Source organism: Maribacter halichondriae, from assembly GCF_027474825.1.
In the GTDB taxonomy this organism is placed as follows: Bacteria; Bacteroidota; Bacteroidia; order Flavobacteriales; family Flavobacteriaceae; genus Meishania; species Meishania halichondriae.
Map to the genome: position 1 here is coordinate 3,371,376 of NZ_CP107030.1, position 17,477 is coordinate 3,388,852.

Genomic DNA, 17,477 nt, shown 5'->3' on the forward strand with positions numbered 1-17,477 from the left:
TCTTTAAAAAGGTGTTATCTATCAAAAATGAAAAAAAATGCGGTTTGAGCAACAATTTTTTAGTTTTCTTTCTCGGATAATTGGCTACTGTAAAGCTCTTTGTAGTAACCATCAACGTTATTCAATTGATCATGCGTGCCTTCTTGCAACAACTCACCATCGGCCAAGACCAAGATTTTATCCGCGTTTTTGGCCGAGGAAACGCGGTGGCTCACGATAAGTGTGGTTCGATTTCGGGAAGCCTTTTTGAGGTTGTTCAAAATTTCTTCCTCGGTCTCGGTGTCCACTGCCGAGAGGCAATCATCGAATAGATAGATCTGTGGGTCCTTTATCAAGGCCCTCGCGATGGAGACTCTTTGTTTTTGGCCGCCGCTCAGGGTAATGCCCCGTTCTCCTAGAACCGTATCATATTGTTTTGAAAAGCCCATGATATTTTTGTGGACGACTGCATTTTTGGCAGCGGTCATCACTTCTTCGTCGGTAGCATCTTCCTTTCCGAATTTGATATTGTTCTTTATGGAGTCAGAAAAAAGAAAGGCATCTTGGGGTACCGCTCCGATGCTACTGCGAAGATTTTCAAGGTTTAATTTTTTTACGGGAACTTCATCGATTAAGATTTCCCCTGAATCCACATCGTACAGTCTTGCGACTAGGTCTAATATAGTAGATTTCCCTGATCCAGTCTTGCCAAGGATCGCCACCGTCTCTCCCTCGTTGATGGTAAATGATATATTTTTTAGGGCGGTTATTTCTGTATCCGAATAGGTAAAGCTTACATTTTTAAATTCTATTTTACCCTGAATAGGGGTAGATTCCATAATCTCGTTAGAAATCGAAGGGGTTTCCTTCAAAAATTCATTGATTCTTTTTTGGGATGCCTCGGCACGTTGTACGATGGAGGTCAGCCAACCTACAATAGCGACGGGCCATGTCAGCATATTTACATAGAGAATAAATTCTGCGATTACGCCGACCGAGGTAATTTCACCATCTAAATATTGCTTACCGCCAATATAAATGACAAAGATATTACTGATCCCGATCATCAACACCATCAACGGAAAAAACCATGCATTCACTTTGGCCAGATCCATACTTTTGTCCTTTCCTTCGATGGCCAATACATTGAGTTCTGCATTTATTTGCGGCTCCAACGCATAGGCTTTGATGACCGAAACCCCTGAAAAAGTCTCTTGGGTAAATGTCGAAAGTGTTGAAAGAAATTCTTGCACTTTGGTACTGCGACGATGAATAATGCGACTGATCTGATAGATAAGTACCGATAATATGGGCAAGGGAATCAAGGCATACGCAGCCAAAGTGGGCGCCGTGATAAACATAATAGGTATGATACATGCAAAAAGGGTAATGGTGTTGATACCGTACATCAAGGCCGGACCGGCATACATTCGTACTTGCCCTACATCTTCACTGATGCGGTTCATCAGGTCTCCCGTTCGGTTCTTTTTGTAAAAGTCAAGGCTCAAAAATTGATAATGGTCAAAAACCTCGTTCTTCAGGTCGTACTCAATATATCTTGAAACATTGATAATGGTCTGCCGCATGAGAAACGTAAAAAATCCGGATAGTAATGCGGCGCCGACGATAATCAAAATAAATTCTAAGAGTTGTTCCCTTGCAAGGGTCTCGGCAATTTTACCATCCATAAATTCTTCAACGACCGTAATTGATTTATTCACATACGATGGCATAACCAGCGTGAAGACGCGGGCTATAATCGTAATAATTATGCCCATGAGCAGCTTGAACCAATATTTCTTGAAGTATTTGTTAATGTACCTTAGTTCTTTCATGCTACTGGTCGGCCGTGGCTAGTTGGTCAGTTTACCGAAGTGTCAAAGATAAAGGTTTGTGGCAAACGTAAATGTTATAAAATACCTAAGATAAAGATGAAGGCCTAGCTCCGATTCGAAAATAGATTGTTATTTTTGCTCCGTGAAACTTGGCCCAAACTTATTTAAAGTTCTTTAAACATGCTTACCAGAAGGCATATTCGCGTTAAAGTGATGCAATGCATCTATGCGCTGATCCAGTCGAAGGATGATTCGTTGGAGAAGCAGGAAAAATTCCTGAAGTTGAGCATTGATAATATGTACACGCTGTATCTTTTGATGCTGAGCCTTCTAATAGAGGTACAGAAAATGGCGGAAGAACAGATTAAGCTTTCCTCTAAAAAATACCTAAAGAATACTTCTGATAGTTATCCCGATAAAGAAAAGTTCGCCAATAATGAACTTTTGAAACAATTGGCCAAGAATGAATTGTTGAAATCGGAATTGGAGAAACGAAAACTCAAGCATTGGTATCTTAATGAGGAATATGTAAAATTGATTTACAAAGCTATTGTCGAAAGTGAACATTATTCGAGCTATATGCTTTCACCGAAGACCTCTTACGAAGATGATCGTAATTTGATCCTTGAACTCTATAAAGAGGTTATCGCCCCAAACGAAAAAATCTATGATTATTTTGAGGATAATCAACTGACCTGGGTCGATGACATCCCTATCGTAAACACGTATATCGTGAAACAACTGAAAAAGGTTCGACAAGGTCAAAACGAATCTTTCTTTTTACCTCGATTGTTAAAAGATGATGACGATATGGATTTTGCTCGAAAACTTTTGACAAAGACCTTGCTGAACGATGCCATGTTGGAAAAGGAAATAGAGGGCAAAACCCCAAATTGGGACAAAGACCGTATTGCCGATATTGACTCGATTTTATTAAAAATGGCGATTTGCGAATTGTTGAATTTTTCATCGATTCCTGAAAAAGTGACCATTAATGAATTCTTGGAAATCGCAAAAGAATATTCGACCCCAAAAAGTAGTATTTTCATCAACGGCGTGTTAGATAAGTTAGTGAAAGAATACAAAGTTGAGGGTAAGTTGCAAAAGGTGGGTAGGGGCTTGTTATAATACTTGTCTCAAAAATTCTGGCATGCCCCGGCACTTGGGATATAGTAGGCTCATCGATAAACGGTATATCAAAAAAATTGCTTGTTGATAGACTACAGACCTATTTTTAACGTTACTAATTAAAATATTCTTTAATTTCGCAAAAAATAATTCGTACTACTATGAAAAAATTAGTTTTATCAATAGGAATTTTGAGCCTATTCGTTTTCGCTTCTTGTAAGGAAAACGCATCTGAAAAAATCAAGACGGATAATGTAGCAGTGGCTGCACAACGCGACGAGGCCGCCAAGCAGCTTCCTGTAATGCAATTCGATGAATCTGAGTTCGACTTCGGAACTATAGATCAAGGTACTCCGCAAGAACACACGTTCACGTTTACCAATACTGGTAATGCCCCTTTGATCATAACCGACGCTAAGAGTACTTGCGGCTGTACCGTTCCTAAAAAACCTGATGCACCAATTGCTCCCGGAGAAAAAGGAGAACTTTTGGTACGTTTCAATGGTTCAGGTCAAAATCAGGTTACTAAGACGATTACTGTTACGGCCAATACCGAAAAAGGGCAAGAGCTTTTGAGAATCAAGGCTTTTGTTAATCCGAAAGGGGCGACTCCAGCAGGACCGGTAGCGGGCAAGTGATACAAACGAGAATTTAGAGAGACACTAATTATGGGAGATATTGGACAGTTCCTGCCGATGCTGTTGATTTTTGTGGTTGCATATTTTTTTATGATACGCCCACAAATGAAGCGCCAAAAGGATGAGAAAAAATTTGCATCGGAATTAAAAAGGGGTGACCGTGTTATTACAAAAAGCGGTCTCCATGGAAAAATTTTGGAATTGAACGATAGCGACCTTTCTTGTGTTATCGAGACAATGGCAGGTAAATTAAAGTTTGACCGTTCCGCGATTTCTATGGAACTCAGCAGAAAATTGAATGCCCCGGTAAAGAAATAGTCTTTCTAACCTAAAGTTTTAGAAGCGGCGACCCTAAGGTCGCCGCTTTTTTGTTGGTCCATTGCGGGGAAGGTTTTAGGTTTTAAGAATGTATAGAAAGATCAATACGACGAATCAATCTACTGAACTTATTTTACCTAATATTTGGCTTTCGAAAAACCCCTCTCCCAAGGGGAGAGAACCTTTTCTAGAAACAGATGTTTTAGGGTTGGCTCCCCTCCTTGGGCGGGGCGGGGGGGAGGTCAGACCTGACCCATTATTAAAGAAAATATCAAATTGTCGAACACTCGATTTCATCATTCCCGAAGTCTTTCCAAAAATCATTATATTCAAGCTTCCTTAAAACAAATAAGTATGTACACGAATAGACGAAGTTTTATCAAAAAAAGTTCTTTGGCCTTGGCCGGGTCAAGTGCCGCATTTCTCTTTCCCATGGAACTTTTGGCAATGATGCGCAAAAGGGTCGGCGCAAATGACCGAATCAATGTGGGTCTGGTAGGGTGTAAAGGCATGGGTTTTTCAGATTTGAGCTCCATGCTGAAGATAAGCGAGGTCAGCGTAATCGCACTCTGCGATGTCGATGAAAACGTGCTTAAGGAAAGAACCGCCGATCTTGAAAAGGCAGGAATCAAAAAACCAAAATGGTATAAAGATTATCGCAAACTATTGGAGAACAAAGATATCGATGTCGTTATCATCGGTACTCCCGACCATTGGCATTGCCTCATGTTGACCGATGCCCTACAAGCTGGTAAGGATGTGTATTGTGAAAAGCCGATTGCCAACTCCATTCAAGAGGCCGATATCATGTTGAATTATGTTGGTGCAAGTGATCGCATGGTACAAATCGGACAATGGCAGCGTAGTCAGCCCCATTTCGTGGATGCGATAAATTTTGTCCATTCCGGAAAGTTGGGCAATATTCGTTTGGCCAAGGCATGGGCCTATCAAGGTTGGATGAAACCTGTACCCTTAGTTCCGGATGCAGCAGTTCCTGAAGGTGTTGATTATGATATGTGGTTAGGCCCTGCGCCTCAAAGACCCTTTAATGAGAATCGGTTTCATTTCAATTTTAGATGGTTCTGGGATTACGCAGGCGGACTCATGACCGATTGGGGCGTACATTTGATTGATTATGCCTTATATGGGATGAAAGCCGGTCGACCGCAATCCGTGATGGCACTGGGCGGAAAATTTGCCTATCCTGATGATGCTTCCGAAACTCCGGATACCTTACAAACCGTTTTTGAATACGATGGATTCTCCATTTTATGGGAACACGCCACAGGAATCGATGGCGGTAATTATGGACGTAACCATGGTATCGCTTTCATTGGTAATAACGGAACTTTGGTAGTCGATAGAAACGGATGGGAAATAATTCCCGAGGAAGAATTTCAAGGATGGGGCAAAGACGGAATACCCAAAATGGAAGCTGCTAGTTTTGATACCGGAGGCGTCAGCGGATTGGACCTGCATACCGTCAATTTTATTGAGGCTGTAAAAAGTAGGGATTCGTCGAAACTCACGGCACCGATTCAAGTAGGCTACGATGCCGCTTTGGTTTCCCATATGGGAAATGTAGCCTTTAAGACCGGAAATCGCATTTACTGGGATACCGATGCCCATAAATTCAAAGAAGAGGCCGCGAACGAATATATGAAAGCCAACTATCAGAACGGCTGGAAGTTGCCAATGCTCTAGGGCAAAACCCAAAATCCAAATCCCAAATTCCAAAAAGTGCTATTGGAACTTGGGATTTGGATTTTGGAATTTATCCCGCTAGGGATTATTTGTATTTATCATTGAGTCCCTTTCCTTCCAAAATCATCGGAAGTATTTTTTCAAGGCGCGAGACCTTGGTTTTTTCTTGTTTGGCAGTTGTAATATATTCCGAGTATTCTTTTTGATGGTATGGGGATAGACCTTTGAAGGCCTTTTTCAAACTCTCTTTTTCGCCCAAAGCGTCTTTCAGCAATTTTGGAACAGCGACTATTACGGCAGCTTTCTTTTTGGATACCAGTTCCATTCCTTTTTTCTGGTTTTCCAAAGATTCGTTCATGTAGGCGAGAACCCCCTTTTTGTCTATTTCATCGATAGATTTGAAATGCCAGTGCCGCATGGCTTGGGTTTTTCCTTTTTGAACGTTGACCAAAACATTTTTTGGGTCTTTCAAAAAGACACCGTTAAAAAAGCCGACGCCAAAATGGTTCTTGAAGCGTGCTATCCAAAATACATTTTTTCCTTGGATGGCGTAAACGGGAGCGGACCATTTAAAGGTTTCTTCGGCTTTTGTTTTCAGCGCCAAATCTCGTAAAATTTGTATTCCTTCTTGAAAATGATGCGCTGTGGTAAAGTAAGCTTCCAGTTTTTCTGAACGATCCATGAGTTTTAGTTTTTGCTTGCCGTAAGTTCGCAAATTTTCACGATAACGTCAACGGCTATTACCATGCTTTCTACGGGTACATATTCATATTTACCGTGAAAATTATGTCCGCCAGCAAAAATATTGGGACAAGGGAGGCCTTTATAACTTAGCTGGGATCCATCGGTACCTCCGCGAATCGGTTTTATGATCGGGGTAATCCCGATGGCTTCCATCGCTTCCTTTGCGATTTCTACGATGTGGAATACAGGCTCGACCTTCGCTCGCATATTGTAGTATTGGTCTTTTAATTCCAACGAAATACAGTCGCCAAATTTTTTGTTCAATGCGGTCGCCGTATCTTTCAAAAGCTGCTTCCTTTTTTCAAAAAGTTCCATGTCGTGATCGCGGATGATCAATTCAAATTCTGCATGCTCGATCTCACCTTTGATATGATACACATGAAAAAACCCTTCACGACCTTCAGTATGTTGTGGAGTCTCCCTCGACGGTAGTTGATTCATAAATTCTTGTGCAATACTTATGGCATTGACCATTTTGTTCTTGGCATAACCTGGGTGCACGCTCTTTCCCTTAATGATAACCTTGGCGCTTGCCGCGTTGAAATTTTCGTATTCCAGTTCCCCGATTTGGCTTCCGTCCATCGTATAGGCCCAATCGGCCCCGAATTTCTCGACATCAAAGTGATGGGCCCCGCGACCGATTTCTTCATCGGGAGTAAATCCGACCCGAATTTCTCCATGTTTTATCTCCGGATGTTGGACTAGGTACTCCATGGCACTGACGATTTCCGTAATACCTGCTTTATCATCTGCGCCTAATAGGGTAGTACCGTCGGTAGTGATAAGTGTCTGGCCTTTGTACAATAATAAATCCTCAAAATAATTAGGAGATAGCACGATGTTTTCTTTGGCATTCAAAACAATATCTTTTCCATCATAATCAGAAATAATCTGCGGATTCACATTTGTACCTGAAAAATCGGGAGAAGTATCGAAATGGGATATAAAACCAATAGTCGGAACTTTTTTATCAATGTTGCTCGGCAATTTCGCCATGATATATGCCTTTTCATCTATCGTGACGTCATGCAGTCCTATTTCCTTTAATTCATCTACCAATTTACGGGCCAAGACCCATTGTTTTTCAGTACTTGGTATGGCATCCGATTTTGGGTCACTTTGGGTGTCGATTGTCACATAACGTATAAATCGGTCTATAATATGTTGCATCCGTATAATTTTTGAACAAAAATACTGTTAATACTAAACGAATTACAAAGTAATAATTTTATGTATTTCAGAGCTTTAATGATTTTTTGCATATTGGTCTGTACTGCCTGTACCGTCAATGCCCAGAACTGTACGTTGGATATAGGAGGGAAAAATATCGATATGATCGTGAAGATATTTCAACTCAATGAAGCACAAATAGGTTCTATGGAAGAATTACGGGCCGAACTCGAAATAACGAACAAAACAGTTGAAGAAGATATTCAAAAATTGTTCGACCAACATCCGCAAAGCACCCCGGAAGAATTAATGACCATGGCGGGCAAATACAAAGTCTTACAGCAAAAGATTATCGATGCCTCTTTCGAAAGCGATAAAAAACTACTTTCCCTTTTTAATGAAAAACAATATGAGCGTTATTTAATTCTTTGTGAGGAAGCGATTCGAGATCCGATACGGATAATTCCGGTTTCGGTAGAAGAAATTATTGATCCTGAATGATGTTAACTTTCAATGTTGATAAATTACGCTGAGATAGGAGAAATACTAGGGTTTTGTTTGTATTTTTGACAAAATCTTACCGTAGTTCATGTATAAAATATTCGTTCGACCTTTTCTTTTCCTACTTGACCCAGAAAAGGTACATCACTTCACATTTTCCCTGATCGGGATACTATCAAGTATCGGATTTTCAAAAATCTTTAGGTCGCTCTATGTTTTGGAGGACCAAAGATTGGAACGAGAGGTCTTCGGACTGAAGTTCAAAAATCCTGTCGGTCTTGCGGCCGGTTTCGATAAGGATGCCAAACTTTATAAAGAGCTCTCCGATTTCGGATTCGGTTTTATCGAAATCGGAACATTGACTCCCAAGGCACAAGAAGGAAACCCTAAAAAACGGTTATTTCGTTTAAAAGCGGACAAAGCACTCATTAATCGCATGGGATTCAACAACAAAGGGGTTTTCGATGCCGTAGAGCGTTTAAAGAAGAATCCAGGGGTACTGATCGGGGGTAATATCGGAAAGAACAAGATAACGCCCAATGAAAATGCGGTAAAGGATTATCTCATATGTTTTGACGCACTTTTTGATCATGTCAATTACTTTGTGGTCAATGTGAGTTCGCCGAATACTCCCGGACTTCGAGAACTTCAAGACAAAGAACCTTTGACGGCCTTGTTGAAAGAACTTAAAAAGGAAAATGAAAAGTATGCCCATCGAAACGATGGTAAAGAAAAACCGATACTTTTAAAGATCGCCCCTGACCTTACTGATGCGCAATTACTCGATATTATCCAAATAGTTACCGTAACCCAAATTGATGGCGTTATTGCAACGAATACTACTATCGATCGTAAGAACCTCAAATCTGAACTCGTCTATACCGAGGAAAAAGGCGGACTTAGCGGAAAACCGTTGGCAGAAAGAAGCACTGAAGTCATTCGTTTTTTGGCCGAAAAAAGCAACAAAGCTTTTCCGATCATAGGGGTAGGGGGCATTCATTCCGCCCAAGACGCTATGGAAAAGTTGGAAGCCGGCGCAGACTTGGTTCAGCTGTACACGGGTTTCGTCTATGAAGGGCCATCCTTGATTAAAAAAATCAACAAAGCGATACTTCAAAATAGTGGGCAGTTGCAGTAAGCATTACCTTTTTAGACCAAAGATTCTTATTCAGAGAAACCTTTTAGACGGTTTTATAAAATATCAGGATTGCAATGACCTGCACCGCCAACCGCTATCTGTCCACCGCCTACTTTATTTACTTCGTCCAATAATCCACTACGGTAACAACCTCTAGATGAGGTGAGAGCAGTTCAACAAAGGCCTTATGATCTGGGTGGGGTAGATACGCGGCCCTATCTTCCTCAGAATTAAAGGTTACGAAGAAACAATGGGTAAGTCCCTTGTTCAATCCTTCAGGACTATTGTTTGTTCCCCATTCGTAGCCCGAAATTTCGGATATTTTTGATGGTAGGGCGCCGAAGGCATCTTCGATTTCCTTTATTTTTTCAGGCGCCGTACCTTCCTTAAATTTAAATAACACCACATGGCGCAAAAGGCTGTCTTGAACTAGGGTCATTGTTGTAGTTTTGGTCGATGTTATTTTCTCCGTTTTTTTCTGATGCATTCCAAAAACGGAAAAGGTCACAAGAATGGCAACGGAAGTAATCATATTTTTCATAAGTTCTCAGTTTTTCGAAAGATATAAAAAAAGATGGGCATTCTAACGGAATTTGTATTTTACGAGCTGCTATCGCTATGTTGAACTACGAAATACTTTTAGCATTTATGGGGGCCACGGCAGCCTTGGCCATCTCTCCGGGACCGGATAATATCTATGTCTTGATGCAAGGGGTGACGAATGGTAGAAAGTACGGACTTGCCACTACTGCCGGACTCATTTCAGGATGCATCATACACACCACGCTTCTGGCATTCGGCGTTTCAGCCCTGATCAAGGAAAATGACAACCTGTTTTTTGGGATAAAAGTATTGGGTGCATTGTACCTACTTTATTTGGCTTTTAAAGTCTTTAAAACTGATGCCACACTTCGTTTGGGAGAAAGTAATAAAGTTCCTCAAAAAACGATGGGACAATTGTTCCGAGAGGGATTTATCATGAATGTATTGAACCCTAAGGTGACCATTTTCTTTTTAGCGTTCTTTCCGGGATTTTTGTTCAGTGATTCAATGAGTACAGTCGTTCAGTTCTATATTCTAGGTTTGCTTTTTATGGCTGTTTCGGCCATAATCTTTAGTTTGATAGCCATTTTATCCGGTATGATTTCCGATTACATTACGAAAAACAGGAATGTCGGTACGCTGTTGAAATGGTTGCAGATAATTGTGTTTGTCGGCATTGCTATTTATCTTCTGCTATCAGAGAAATAATGGTATTTTTGATTTCATCTTTTCTTTGTGTGGCTCTCTGATTCTCCGTGCAACTCTGTGATATAGTTATTACACAGAACTGCACAGAGAAAAAGGAGTTTCACAGAGGTGGGCTGTTAAATTTTATGGAGACAAAAATCAAGATCATCGAATGTCCTCGAGATGCCATGCAAGGCATCAAGACTTTTATTCCTACGGATGAAAAAGTCAAATACATTCAGTCGCTTTTGGGATGCGGTTTTGATACTATCGATTTTGGAAGTTTCGTCTCCCCCAAAGCCATTCCACAAATGGTCGACACCGCAGAAGTGCTTTCCCGACTTGATTTATCCAAAACCAAAAGCAAGCTATTGGCCATCGTTGCCAATGTGCGTGGCGCTAGGGATGCTTGCGAACATGATGCAATCGATTATTTAGGATTTCCCTTTTCCATTTCCGAGAACTTCCAGATGCGAAATACGCATAAGACCATAGCTGAATCCGTGATTACCTTAAGGGAGATTTTCAATATTGCGAATACATCAGGTAAACAAGTGGTAACTTATATTTCCATGGGGTTCGGCAATCCTTATGGAGATCCGTGGAACGTAGAAATAGTGGGGGAATGGACCGAAAAACTGGCCGAAATGGGTGCACGGATTCTATCCCTTTCGGATACAGTGGGCACTTCCGATCCTAAAACCATTGATTATTTGTTTTCCAATCTTATCCCAAAATATCCTGAAATTGAATTCGGAGCACATTTGCATACGACACCGAAGAAGTGGCATGAAAAAGTGGATGCGGCTTATAAATCCGGTTGCCGAAGGTTCGATGGTGCCGTTCAAGGTTTTGGTGGTTGCCCCATGGCCAAAGACGAACTAACAGGCAATATGCCAACCGAGAAAATGCTTTCGTACTTCAATGCGGCAAAAGTGGATTCGGGAGTCAATTGGTTGGTTTTTGAGGCGGCTTATAATAAGGCCTCCGAATTGTTTTCTGCGTATTAGTCAGCTAAGAAAAGTAAGGCGAGAGACACGCGCCAATCATCGTCCAAAGTTGTGGTCCAAGTTTTTTCACCTGCCGGCAGATAAGTTTTATTTTTCTTTTCCCTTTCCTGCTCAGAATTTCAAAGGTGCTTGTTTTAAAATACTTAGAGGTTTTGAACAAGAAACGAAAGTGATATAGAATATAACTAAAATGTAGAGATTCTTCATTTCCACCAACCTTTTTGTTTTCTAATATAAATTATTTGTCCTGTATGATAGGCATTATGTGAAGACATAGTCAAAAGGTCGGAAGCCCATTCGGACAACTCTTTTTCATTTGCTTTTTCAATCAATCGTTCCAATTCAGTTTGAACGCTGTCCAATTTGATAATAAGGTTTTTCCATTCCTTTTCGGTGTATATTTTAAAAGTTGAGTCATTGTCTATCTCAAAGTTCGAAAAGTCCTCTCCTTTAAAAGCTCTTAGCTGCATTTCATTCCAAAAGGTTAGATGAGAAACGAGTTCTCCTATCGAATGGTTTGCAGTATTGTCCTTCCAATTCGATTGTTGAGCAGAAAGTTCATCTGTGGCTGTTTTTATGGGAACGAACCAATTTTCTTCACTATGTGAGTATTTTAATTGTTGTACAAGTAATGATTTCACATTCGGTTCAACAGTTCTTTCTGAGCAGTTCAAGATTAATAGTGCAAATCCGACAAAGGCTAAAATATTTTTCATAGTTCTGATTGTTTGTTAAAATGTTGCACAACACTAGTATAAAAACAACGAGGACGCACAGCGCATTTGCATTTCACCAAAACCAAACTCAAACCCTTTTTTAGTACCGTAATTCGAGTCCCCCAAAGAGACCGAAAGGTAATCCGGGACGGAGGCCCGCAGGCACTCTCGCCACTGCGTAGGTTTCATCCAATAAGTTCATCGCATTGAGTGTTAAGGCGATATGTTCGTTGTAACGGTATTTGCCGCCCAGATCAAGAACGATGTTGGAGGCCACTTTTTCGTTTTGAGGAATCGTTCCACTACCTGCTTTCGTTCTGAAGGCCCCATTGAAACGACCACTAAAGTTGATTTCAAAATCCTTATGTTCTAAAGATATCGTGGTGTTCAACTGGTGTTTTGAAAGATAAGGCAACTCATCGCCTACATTGACCTCTCCCCAAATATCATTTTGACTGCCGAAACTTTTCAAGAATTCGGTATCGGTCAGGGTGTAGCCGAACGTTATGGGCAAGATATATTTTTTGGAATTCGGCAATACATTGTAATTCAACAATACCTCAAGGCCCTGTACCTTTACTTCGCCCGCATTGAACTGGTCCAGAGACCCTGTACCACCCGTTGCGGCCAGATCGCTTCCCAATAAATTACTGTAATCATTGTAGAAGCCTACGACTTCCCCTGTGAAGCCACCATAAGAAAAACGGGTGCCAAGTTCATAATTGATGCTTTCTTCCGGTTTTTCGCCGACTTGGTTGCTAGGTGGGGAGAATCCTTTGTGTATTCCGCCGAAAAGGGAAATATTTTGAAAATTGTAGTTAAAACCTATTCCGGGAATAAAAACATCGACCTTGTTTTCCCTTTCAGAAAGGTCGGTTCCTAATCTGGTCACATCGTTTCTACCGTAATCGGCCCGTCCTAAGGAAATATTCTCATAACGTATACCCGGTGTCAAGGTCAGGTTATTATACTTCAATTTGTACAAGGCATACGATGAAAATGCACGGGCATCACTGATTCGATTGGCATCCGTACCGGGTATTCCCATTTCGGTCAACACCATGGTACCATTGGTAATACCATAGCTATCGACCCATTGAAAACGGTCTTCTTCGTCAAAATGGTAGCGGAGACCGACCTCTATATCGTGAAAAGTGTTTTGGCCCGTCCAATGATAGTCCAGTTTCGTTTGAATCCCTGTAGAAAGGTAATCACGGTTGTTCGCTTTGACGCCCAGAATATCACCCGTAGCACTGTTTGTAGTTCCGTTGACTAAATTGAAATATGAGGAAAGACCCACCGGATTTTCGAGAATTCCGGATATACCCTCGCGCTCACCGGCTACGGTAACATAATCCAGCTTGTACCAGTTTCTACTAAACCCATTGTAGTAACCAACCGTGGTGATTTGAAAATAATCGCTGAATTTTAAGGTATGCGTGCCCATAAACTGCACATGCTCGGTAGTCATCTGATCTGCTTGAGAACCTGCGTACCGACGAAATGGTGTCGCCTCGAAGTCCGATTGGGTCAAGCCTAAATAAGTTTCGTTTGAAATTTCATCCGAGTACTGAAATTTTAGCTCAAACTCTTGCCCTATCGCAGCATCGGGATTGGTTTTGAGGCGGAATTTCGTAACCAAATCGTTTTTGTCGAAACCGGTATCCTCCCCATTATCCAATTCTTTGAATCCGTTCGAATTGTAGTTCAGGTATTCTACCGAATAGCCAAAATTCTTCTTGCTATCGCCCAATTGCGCATGCAAGCGGCCACTTTGAAAACTACCGTAGCTAGAGTTCAGAAAGATTCCAAAAGTGTCGGGCACTTCAGTGGAAAGCATATTGATCGCGCCACCCGTAGTATAAGGGCCGTATTGCACCTGACTACTGCCCTTTAAAATTTCAACCGACTGCATTCGGGCGATGGTCGGAAAGTAATAAGCGGAAGGGGCGCTGTAGGGTGCCGGCGCAATAAGCACGCCATCTTCCATCAATGATATTTTTGAACTCCGCTCAGGTGATGTTCCGCGCAGGCTTATATTTGGCCGAAGTCCAAAACCATCTTCTTCATAGACGTTTACGCCGGGCACTGATCGAAGGGTTCTATTGACATCGGTATAATTGAATTTTTTAATCTCTTTCGGAGAAATATAATAGGCCGAGCCCGTTCTGTTCTTCGCTTCGAACTTGCTGCCCAAGATTACCTTGGCGGACAACACAATTTCGTTCAGGTATATCGAATCCATGGGTTTTGTTGATGGTTGTTGAGCGTAAAGGGAGAAAGAAAATAATAGTATTCCGAAAGTAATTTTGCCGTACATCTTATTTAGACTTATTTAAAATAATAAAACAAATGTATGATGTGTTTTGAAAATAACAAAGCTTATTTAGAATAAATAAAAATAGAATTTTGTTAGTTTTTTGTTATCAAGGAGTTAAGCACAAATTTTAACAATGAAGTGATTATTTTTACACCAACTATTGAACAAAGAGATAAAACTATGCCATCAAAAAAAATGTTTTCGTTACTAGTTCTTTTAACATTCATTGCTGGACCTACCGTTATGGCCCAAACCGTAATGCAAGAAGATGTTGCTGCCATTACCGCGGTCAGTAAAGCCCGTGCGGAGGCTTTTAATCAAGCCAATGCGAAGGAAATAGCTAGCTATTTCACCGAAGATGCCGTGCTTATGGCTCCTGGAGAATCGGCTGCAATCGGTACGGAAGCTGTTCGCGAATATTATCAAGACATTTTTGATAGCTTCGATGTAGACTTGGAAAGTCATTACGAAGAAGTTGAGGTTTTTGGTGATATGGCTTATGGCCGTGGAGAGGCTATTGTTCGTCTTACTCCGCGAAATGGAGGTAAATCTACCGTAGCTTCTTCAAAGTATTTGAATATCTTAAAAAGACAACCTGATGGTAGCTGGATGACGACCCATGATATCTGGAATGACAATGATAAAATACCATGAGTTGGTAAGGTCAAAGTACTATCGAATTTAGTCTTTTCCAACGTTGTCATGAGTAAGGATAATATGCCGCGAAATAGCGGTTAGTAGAAGATTGCAGAAATGCGTATTCTACCTTATACTAAAAATGGTATTTTGCAACATCGGTTCGATATGCTATAATTACTTTGCTCAAATCGGGGATGATTTTACCACTACGATTTAACCAATAAAAATCGTTACATTTGCACGCAATTAAATCCTTAATTGCCATGCAAGCCCACCTAAACAAAATTCTCGGAGAAGGTCTTACGTACGATGACGTACTTCTTGTTCCGGCCTATTCCGAAGTGCTTCCTAGAGAAGTCAACATCCAGACAAAATTCACGCGAAATATTACTATCAATGTGCCCATCGTTTCAGCGGCAATGGATACCGTAACAGAATCACGCATGGCCATTGCCATGGCTCAAGAGGGTGGTATCGGGGTCTTACACAAAAACATGACCATCGAGCAACAGGCGATGAAAGTGCGTAAAGTAAAACGTGCGGAAAGCGGAATGATCCTAGATCCGGTTACCTTGCCTGCAGATGCTCTGGTCAAAGACGCCAAAGCCAATATGAGGGAGTTCAGTATTGGTGGTATACCTATTGTGGATAAAGACGGAAAATTAATAGGTATCGTTACGAACCGTGACTTGCGTTTCGAGAAGAATAATGACCGTCCGCTTTCGGAAGTCATGACCAAAGAAAATTTGGTTACCGTGGGCGAGGGCACTTCTTTGGAACAGGCGGAAGACATTCTTCAAGAAAATAAAATTGAAAAACTTCCAGTAGTCGATAAAGATTATAAACTGGTAGGTCTGATTACTTTTAGGGATATTACGAAACTGACTCAAAAACCGATTGCCAATAAAGATCAATACGGCAGGTTGCGGGTAGCGGCAGCCCTTGGTGTCACGGGAGATGTAGTCGAAAGAGCCGAGGCATTGGTGCATGCAGGTGTTGATGCTGTGGTAATTGATACCGCCCATGGTCATACTCAAGGTGTGGTAAATGCCTTGAAGAGCGTAAAAAAGGAATTTCCTAATCTGGAAGTTATCGTGGGCAATATTGCTACCGGCGAGGCTGCTAAGTATTTGGTAGAAGCTGGTGCTGATGCCGTTAAAGTCGGAATCGGACCAGGTTCAATTTGTACCACAAGGGTAGTTGCGGGAGTTGGTTTCCCACAGTTTTCTGCAGTATTGGAGGTTGCCGCGGCCATTAAAGGTAGTGGCGTACCCGTAATCGCAGATGGCGGAATTCGATATACAGGTGATATTCCAAAAGCTATCGCTGCAGGAGCAGATACGGTAATGCTAGGGTCGCTTTTAGCGGGAACGAAAGAATCGCCAGGTGAGACTATCATCTACGAAGGCCGAAAATTCAAATCATATCGTGGTATGGGTTCGGTAGAAGCCATGAAGCAAGGTTCAAAAGATCGTTACTTTCAAGATGTCGAGGACGATATCAAAAAACTGGTGCCCGAGGGTATTGTAGGTCGCGTACCCTATAAAGGTGATCTTTACGAAAGCATTCACCAGTTCGTTGGCGGACTCCGTGCGGGAATGGGGTATTGTGGTGCCAAAGATATTGCCACCTTACAAGAAACTGGTCGTTTTGTACAGATTACAGCTAGCGGAATTAACGAAAGTCATCCGCATGATGTGACAATTACGAAGGAGTCGCCGAATTATAGCCGCTAGAATACCACAAATGGACTACGAAAATAAAGCGGACGACTATTATAACCACGAGCGGCCCGAAATGCTGGCCTATATTCCTAGGGGCTGTAAAACATTATTGGATGTAGGCTGTGGCGAAGGCACTTTCGCCGGCTATATCAAAGAAAAAGAAGGTCTTGAGGCTTGGGGCATCGAACTGATGCCAGAACCCGGTGAACAAGCTAAAGAAAGATTGGATAAGGTCTTTATTGGTCCATGTGAAGATTTTCTTGATGAGCTGCCCGATAATTATTTTGATGTTATTTATTGCAATGATGTATTGGAACATCTTGTTGACCCTTATACCGTGCTAGGTATCTTAAAAAATAAACTTACCGAAAAAGGGGTGGTCATTAGTTCGATTCCGAATATCAGATATCACGATGCCTTTAAAAAAATCATCCTTCAAAAGAAATTCGAATATGAAGGCCATGGTATTTTCGACAAGACTCACATGCGTTTTTTTACCAAAAGCAGTATTGCCAATATGTACCGTGATCAGGGCTATAAAATTTTGAGCCATGAGGGCATTAACAGAACTAGATCGTTAAAGCCCTACTTGTACAACATTCCTTTTTTCTTTACCGCAATGGATATGTTCTACCTACAATTTGCTACAGTAGCCCAGCGGGCAGACTGACCCGAAGTACGGA

Annotated in this window: 17 protein-coding genes; 11 read left to right on the top strand and 6 right to left on the bottom strand. The window is 41.4% G+C overall.

Annotated features, from left to right (window positions below):
• Positions 1 to 59 precede the first annotated feature (59 nt).
• On the bottom strand, positions 60 to 1,814 hold the full coding sequence (locus tag N8A86_RS15655; RefSeq protein ID WP_273566241.1) for an ABC transporter ATP-binding protein: 1,755 nt from the start codon (positions 1,812 to 1,814) through the stop codon (positions 60 to 62).
• Between the two features lie 180 nt (positions 1,815 to 1,994).
• Here N8A86_RS15655 and nusB point away from each other — a divergent pair, with 180 nt between their 5' ends.
• The 4 genes from nusB (at position 1,995) to N8A86_RS15675 (ending at position 5,602) form a co-directional block, all read left to right on the top strand.
• Positions 1,995 to 2,942, top strand: coding sequence for a transcription antitermination factor NusB (nusB, locus tag N8A86_RS15660; RefSeq protein WP_273566242.1), 948 nt, complete (start codon positions 1,995 to 1,997; stop codon positions 2,940 to 2,942).
• 161 nt (positions 2,943 to 3,103) lie between these two features.
• A complete protein-coding gene (locus N8A86_RS15665) occupies positions 3,104 to 3,580 on the top strand; it encodes a DUF1573 domain-containing protein (protein ID WP_273566243.1) in 477 nt (158 codons plus the stop codon).
• Positions 3,581 to 3,610: 30 nt separating this feature from the next.
• On the top strand, positions 3,611 to 3,898 hold the full coding sequence (gene yajC, locus N8A86_RS15670) for a preprotein translocase subunit YajC (protein ID WP_273566244.1): 288 nt from the start codon (positions 3,611 to 3,613) through the stop codon (positions 3,896 to 3,898).
• A 354-nt stretch (positions 3,899 to 4,252) separates the two neighbouring features.
• Positions 4,253 to 5,602, top strand: a complete 1,350-nt coding sequence (locus N8A86_RS15675) for a Gfo/Idh/MocA family protein (RefSeq protein ID WP_273566245.1) — start codon at positions 4,253 to 4,255, stop codon at positions 5,600 to 5,602.
• A gap of 85 nt (positions 5,603 to 5,687) precedes the next feature.
• On the opposite strand, the gene N8A86_RS15680 is transcribed toward N8A86_RS15675, so the two are convergent.
• Together N8A86_RS15680 and pepT are read right to left on the bottom strand one after the other, a co-directional pair.
• Entirely contained in the window at positions 5,688 to 6,284 is a 597-nt protein-coding gene (locus tag N8A86_RS15680) for a YdeI/OmpD-associated family protein (RefSeq protein ID WP_273566246.1), read from the bottom strand.
• Between the two features lie 5 nt (positions 6,285 to 6,289).
• Positions 6,290 to 7,516: a peptidase T gene (gene pepT / locus N8A86_RS15685; protein ID WP_273566247.1), complete on the bottom strand. Its 1,227-nt coding sequence runs from the start codon at positions 7,514 to 7,516 to the stop codon at positions 6,290 to 6,292.
• A 60-nt stretch (positions 7,517 to 7,576) separates the two neighbouring features.
• On the opposite strand from pepT, the gene N8A86_RS15690 reads away from it, so the two are divergent.
• Together N8A86_RS15690 and N8A86_RS15695 are read left to right on the top strand one after the other, a co-directional pair.
• On the top strand, positions 7,577 to 8,017 hold the full coding sequence (locus N8A86_RS15690) for a hypothetical protein (protein ID WP_273566248.1): 441 nt from the start codon (positions 7,577 to 7,579) through the stop codon (positions 8,015 to 8,017).
• 88 nt (positions 8,018 to 8,105) lie between these two features.
• A complete protein-coding gene (locus tag N8A86_RS15695) occupies positions 8,106 to 9,155 on the top strand; it encodes a quinone-dependent dihydroorotate dehydrogenase (protein ID WP_273566249.1) in 1,050 nt (349 codons plus the stop codon).
• 118 nt (positions 9,156 to 9,273) lie between these two features.
• Here N8A86_RS15695 and N8A86_RS15700 read toward each other — a convergent pair whose 3' ends face one another.
• Positions 9,274 to 9,696 carry a Dabb family protein gene (locus N8A86_RS15700; protein WP_430682162.1) on the bottom strand — a complete coding sequence of 141 codons (423 nt, stop codon included), beginning with the start codon at positions 9,694 to 9,696 and terminating at the stop codon, positions 9,274 to 9,276.
• A 77-nt stretch (positions 9,697 to 9,773) separates the two neighbouring features.
• Between N8A86_RS15700 and N8A86_RS15705 the strand changes: the two genes are divergently transcribed.
• Both N8A86_RS15705 and N8A86_RS15710 read left to right on the top strand, forming a co-directional pair.
• Positions 9,774 to 10,406 carry a LysE family translocator gene (locus tag N8A86_RS15705; RefSeq protein ID WP_273566250.1) on the top strand — a complete coding sequence of 211 codons (633 nt, stop codon included), beginning with the start codon at positions 9,774 to 9,776 and terminating at the stop codon, positions 10,404 to 10,406.
• A 125-nt stretch (positions 10,407 to 10,531) separates the two neighbouring features.
• Complete coding sequence (locus N8A86_RS15710) at positions 10,532 to 11,395, top strand: hydroxymethylglutaryl-CoA lyase (RefSeq protein ID WP_273566251.1); 864 nt, start codon at positions 10,532 to 10,534, stop codon at positions 11,393 to 11,395.
• 203 nt (positions 11,396 to 11,598) lie between these two features.
• Here N8A86_RS15710 and N8A86_RS15715 read toward each other — a convergent pair whose 3' ends face one another.
• Together N8A86_RS15715 and N8A86_RS15720 are read right to left on the bottom strand one after the other, a co-directional pair.
• Positions 11,599 to 12,111, bottom strand: coding sequence for a DinB family protein (locus N8A86_RS15715; RefSeq protein WP_273566252.1), 513 nt, complete (start codon positions 12,109 to 12,111; stop codon positions 11,599 to 11,601).
• Between the two features lie 100 nt (positions 12,112 to 12,211).
• A complete protein-coding gene (locus tag N8A86_RS15720) occupies positions 12,212 to 14,356 on the bottom strand; it encodes a TonB-dependent receptor family protein (protein WP_273566253.1) in 2,145 nt (714 codons plus the stop codon).
• Positions 14,357 to 14,611: 255 nt separating this feature from the next.
• On the opposite strand from N8A86_RS15720, the gene N8A86_RS15725 reads away from it, so the two are divergent.
• The 3 genes from N8A86_RS15725 to N8A86_RS15735 all read left to right on the top strand — a co-directional run bounded on the left by N8A86_RS15725 (position 14,612) and on the right by N8A86_RS15735 (position 17,464).
• The gene (locus N8A86_RS15725) at positions 14,612 to 15,085 is read left to right on the top strand and encodes a YybH family protein (protein WP_273566254.1); all 474 of its coding nucleotides are present in this window, start codon (positions 14,612 to 14,614) and stop codon (positions 15,083 to 15,085) included.
• Between the two features lie 248 nt (positions 15,086 to 15,333).
• Positions 15,334 to 16,806 carry an IMP dehydrogenase gene (gene guaB, locus N8A86_RS15730; RefSeq protein WP_273566255.1) on the top strand — a complete coding sequence of 491 codons (1,473 nt, stop codon included), beginning with the start codon at positions 15,334 to 15,336 and terminating at the stop codon, positions 16,804 to 16,806.
• 10 nt (positions 16,807 to 16,816) lie between these two features.
• Positions 16,817 to 17,464, top strand: coding sequence for a class I SAM-dependent methyltransferase (locus tag N8A86_RS15735; RefSeq protein ID WP_273566256.1), 648 nt, complete (start codon positions 16,817 to 16,819; stop codon positions 17,462 to 17,464).
• The last annotated feature ends 13 nt before the right edge of the window (positions 17,465 to 17,477 follow it).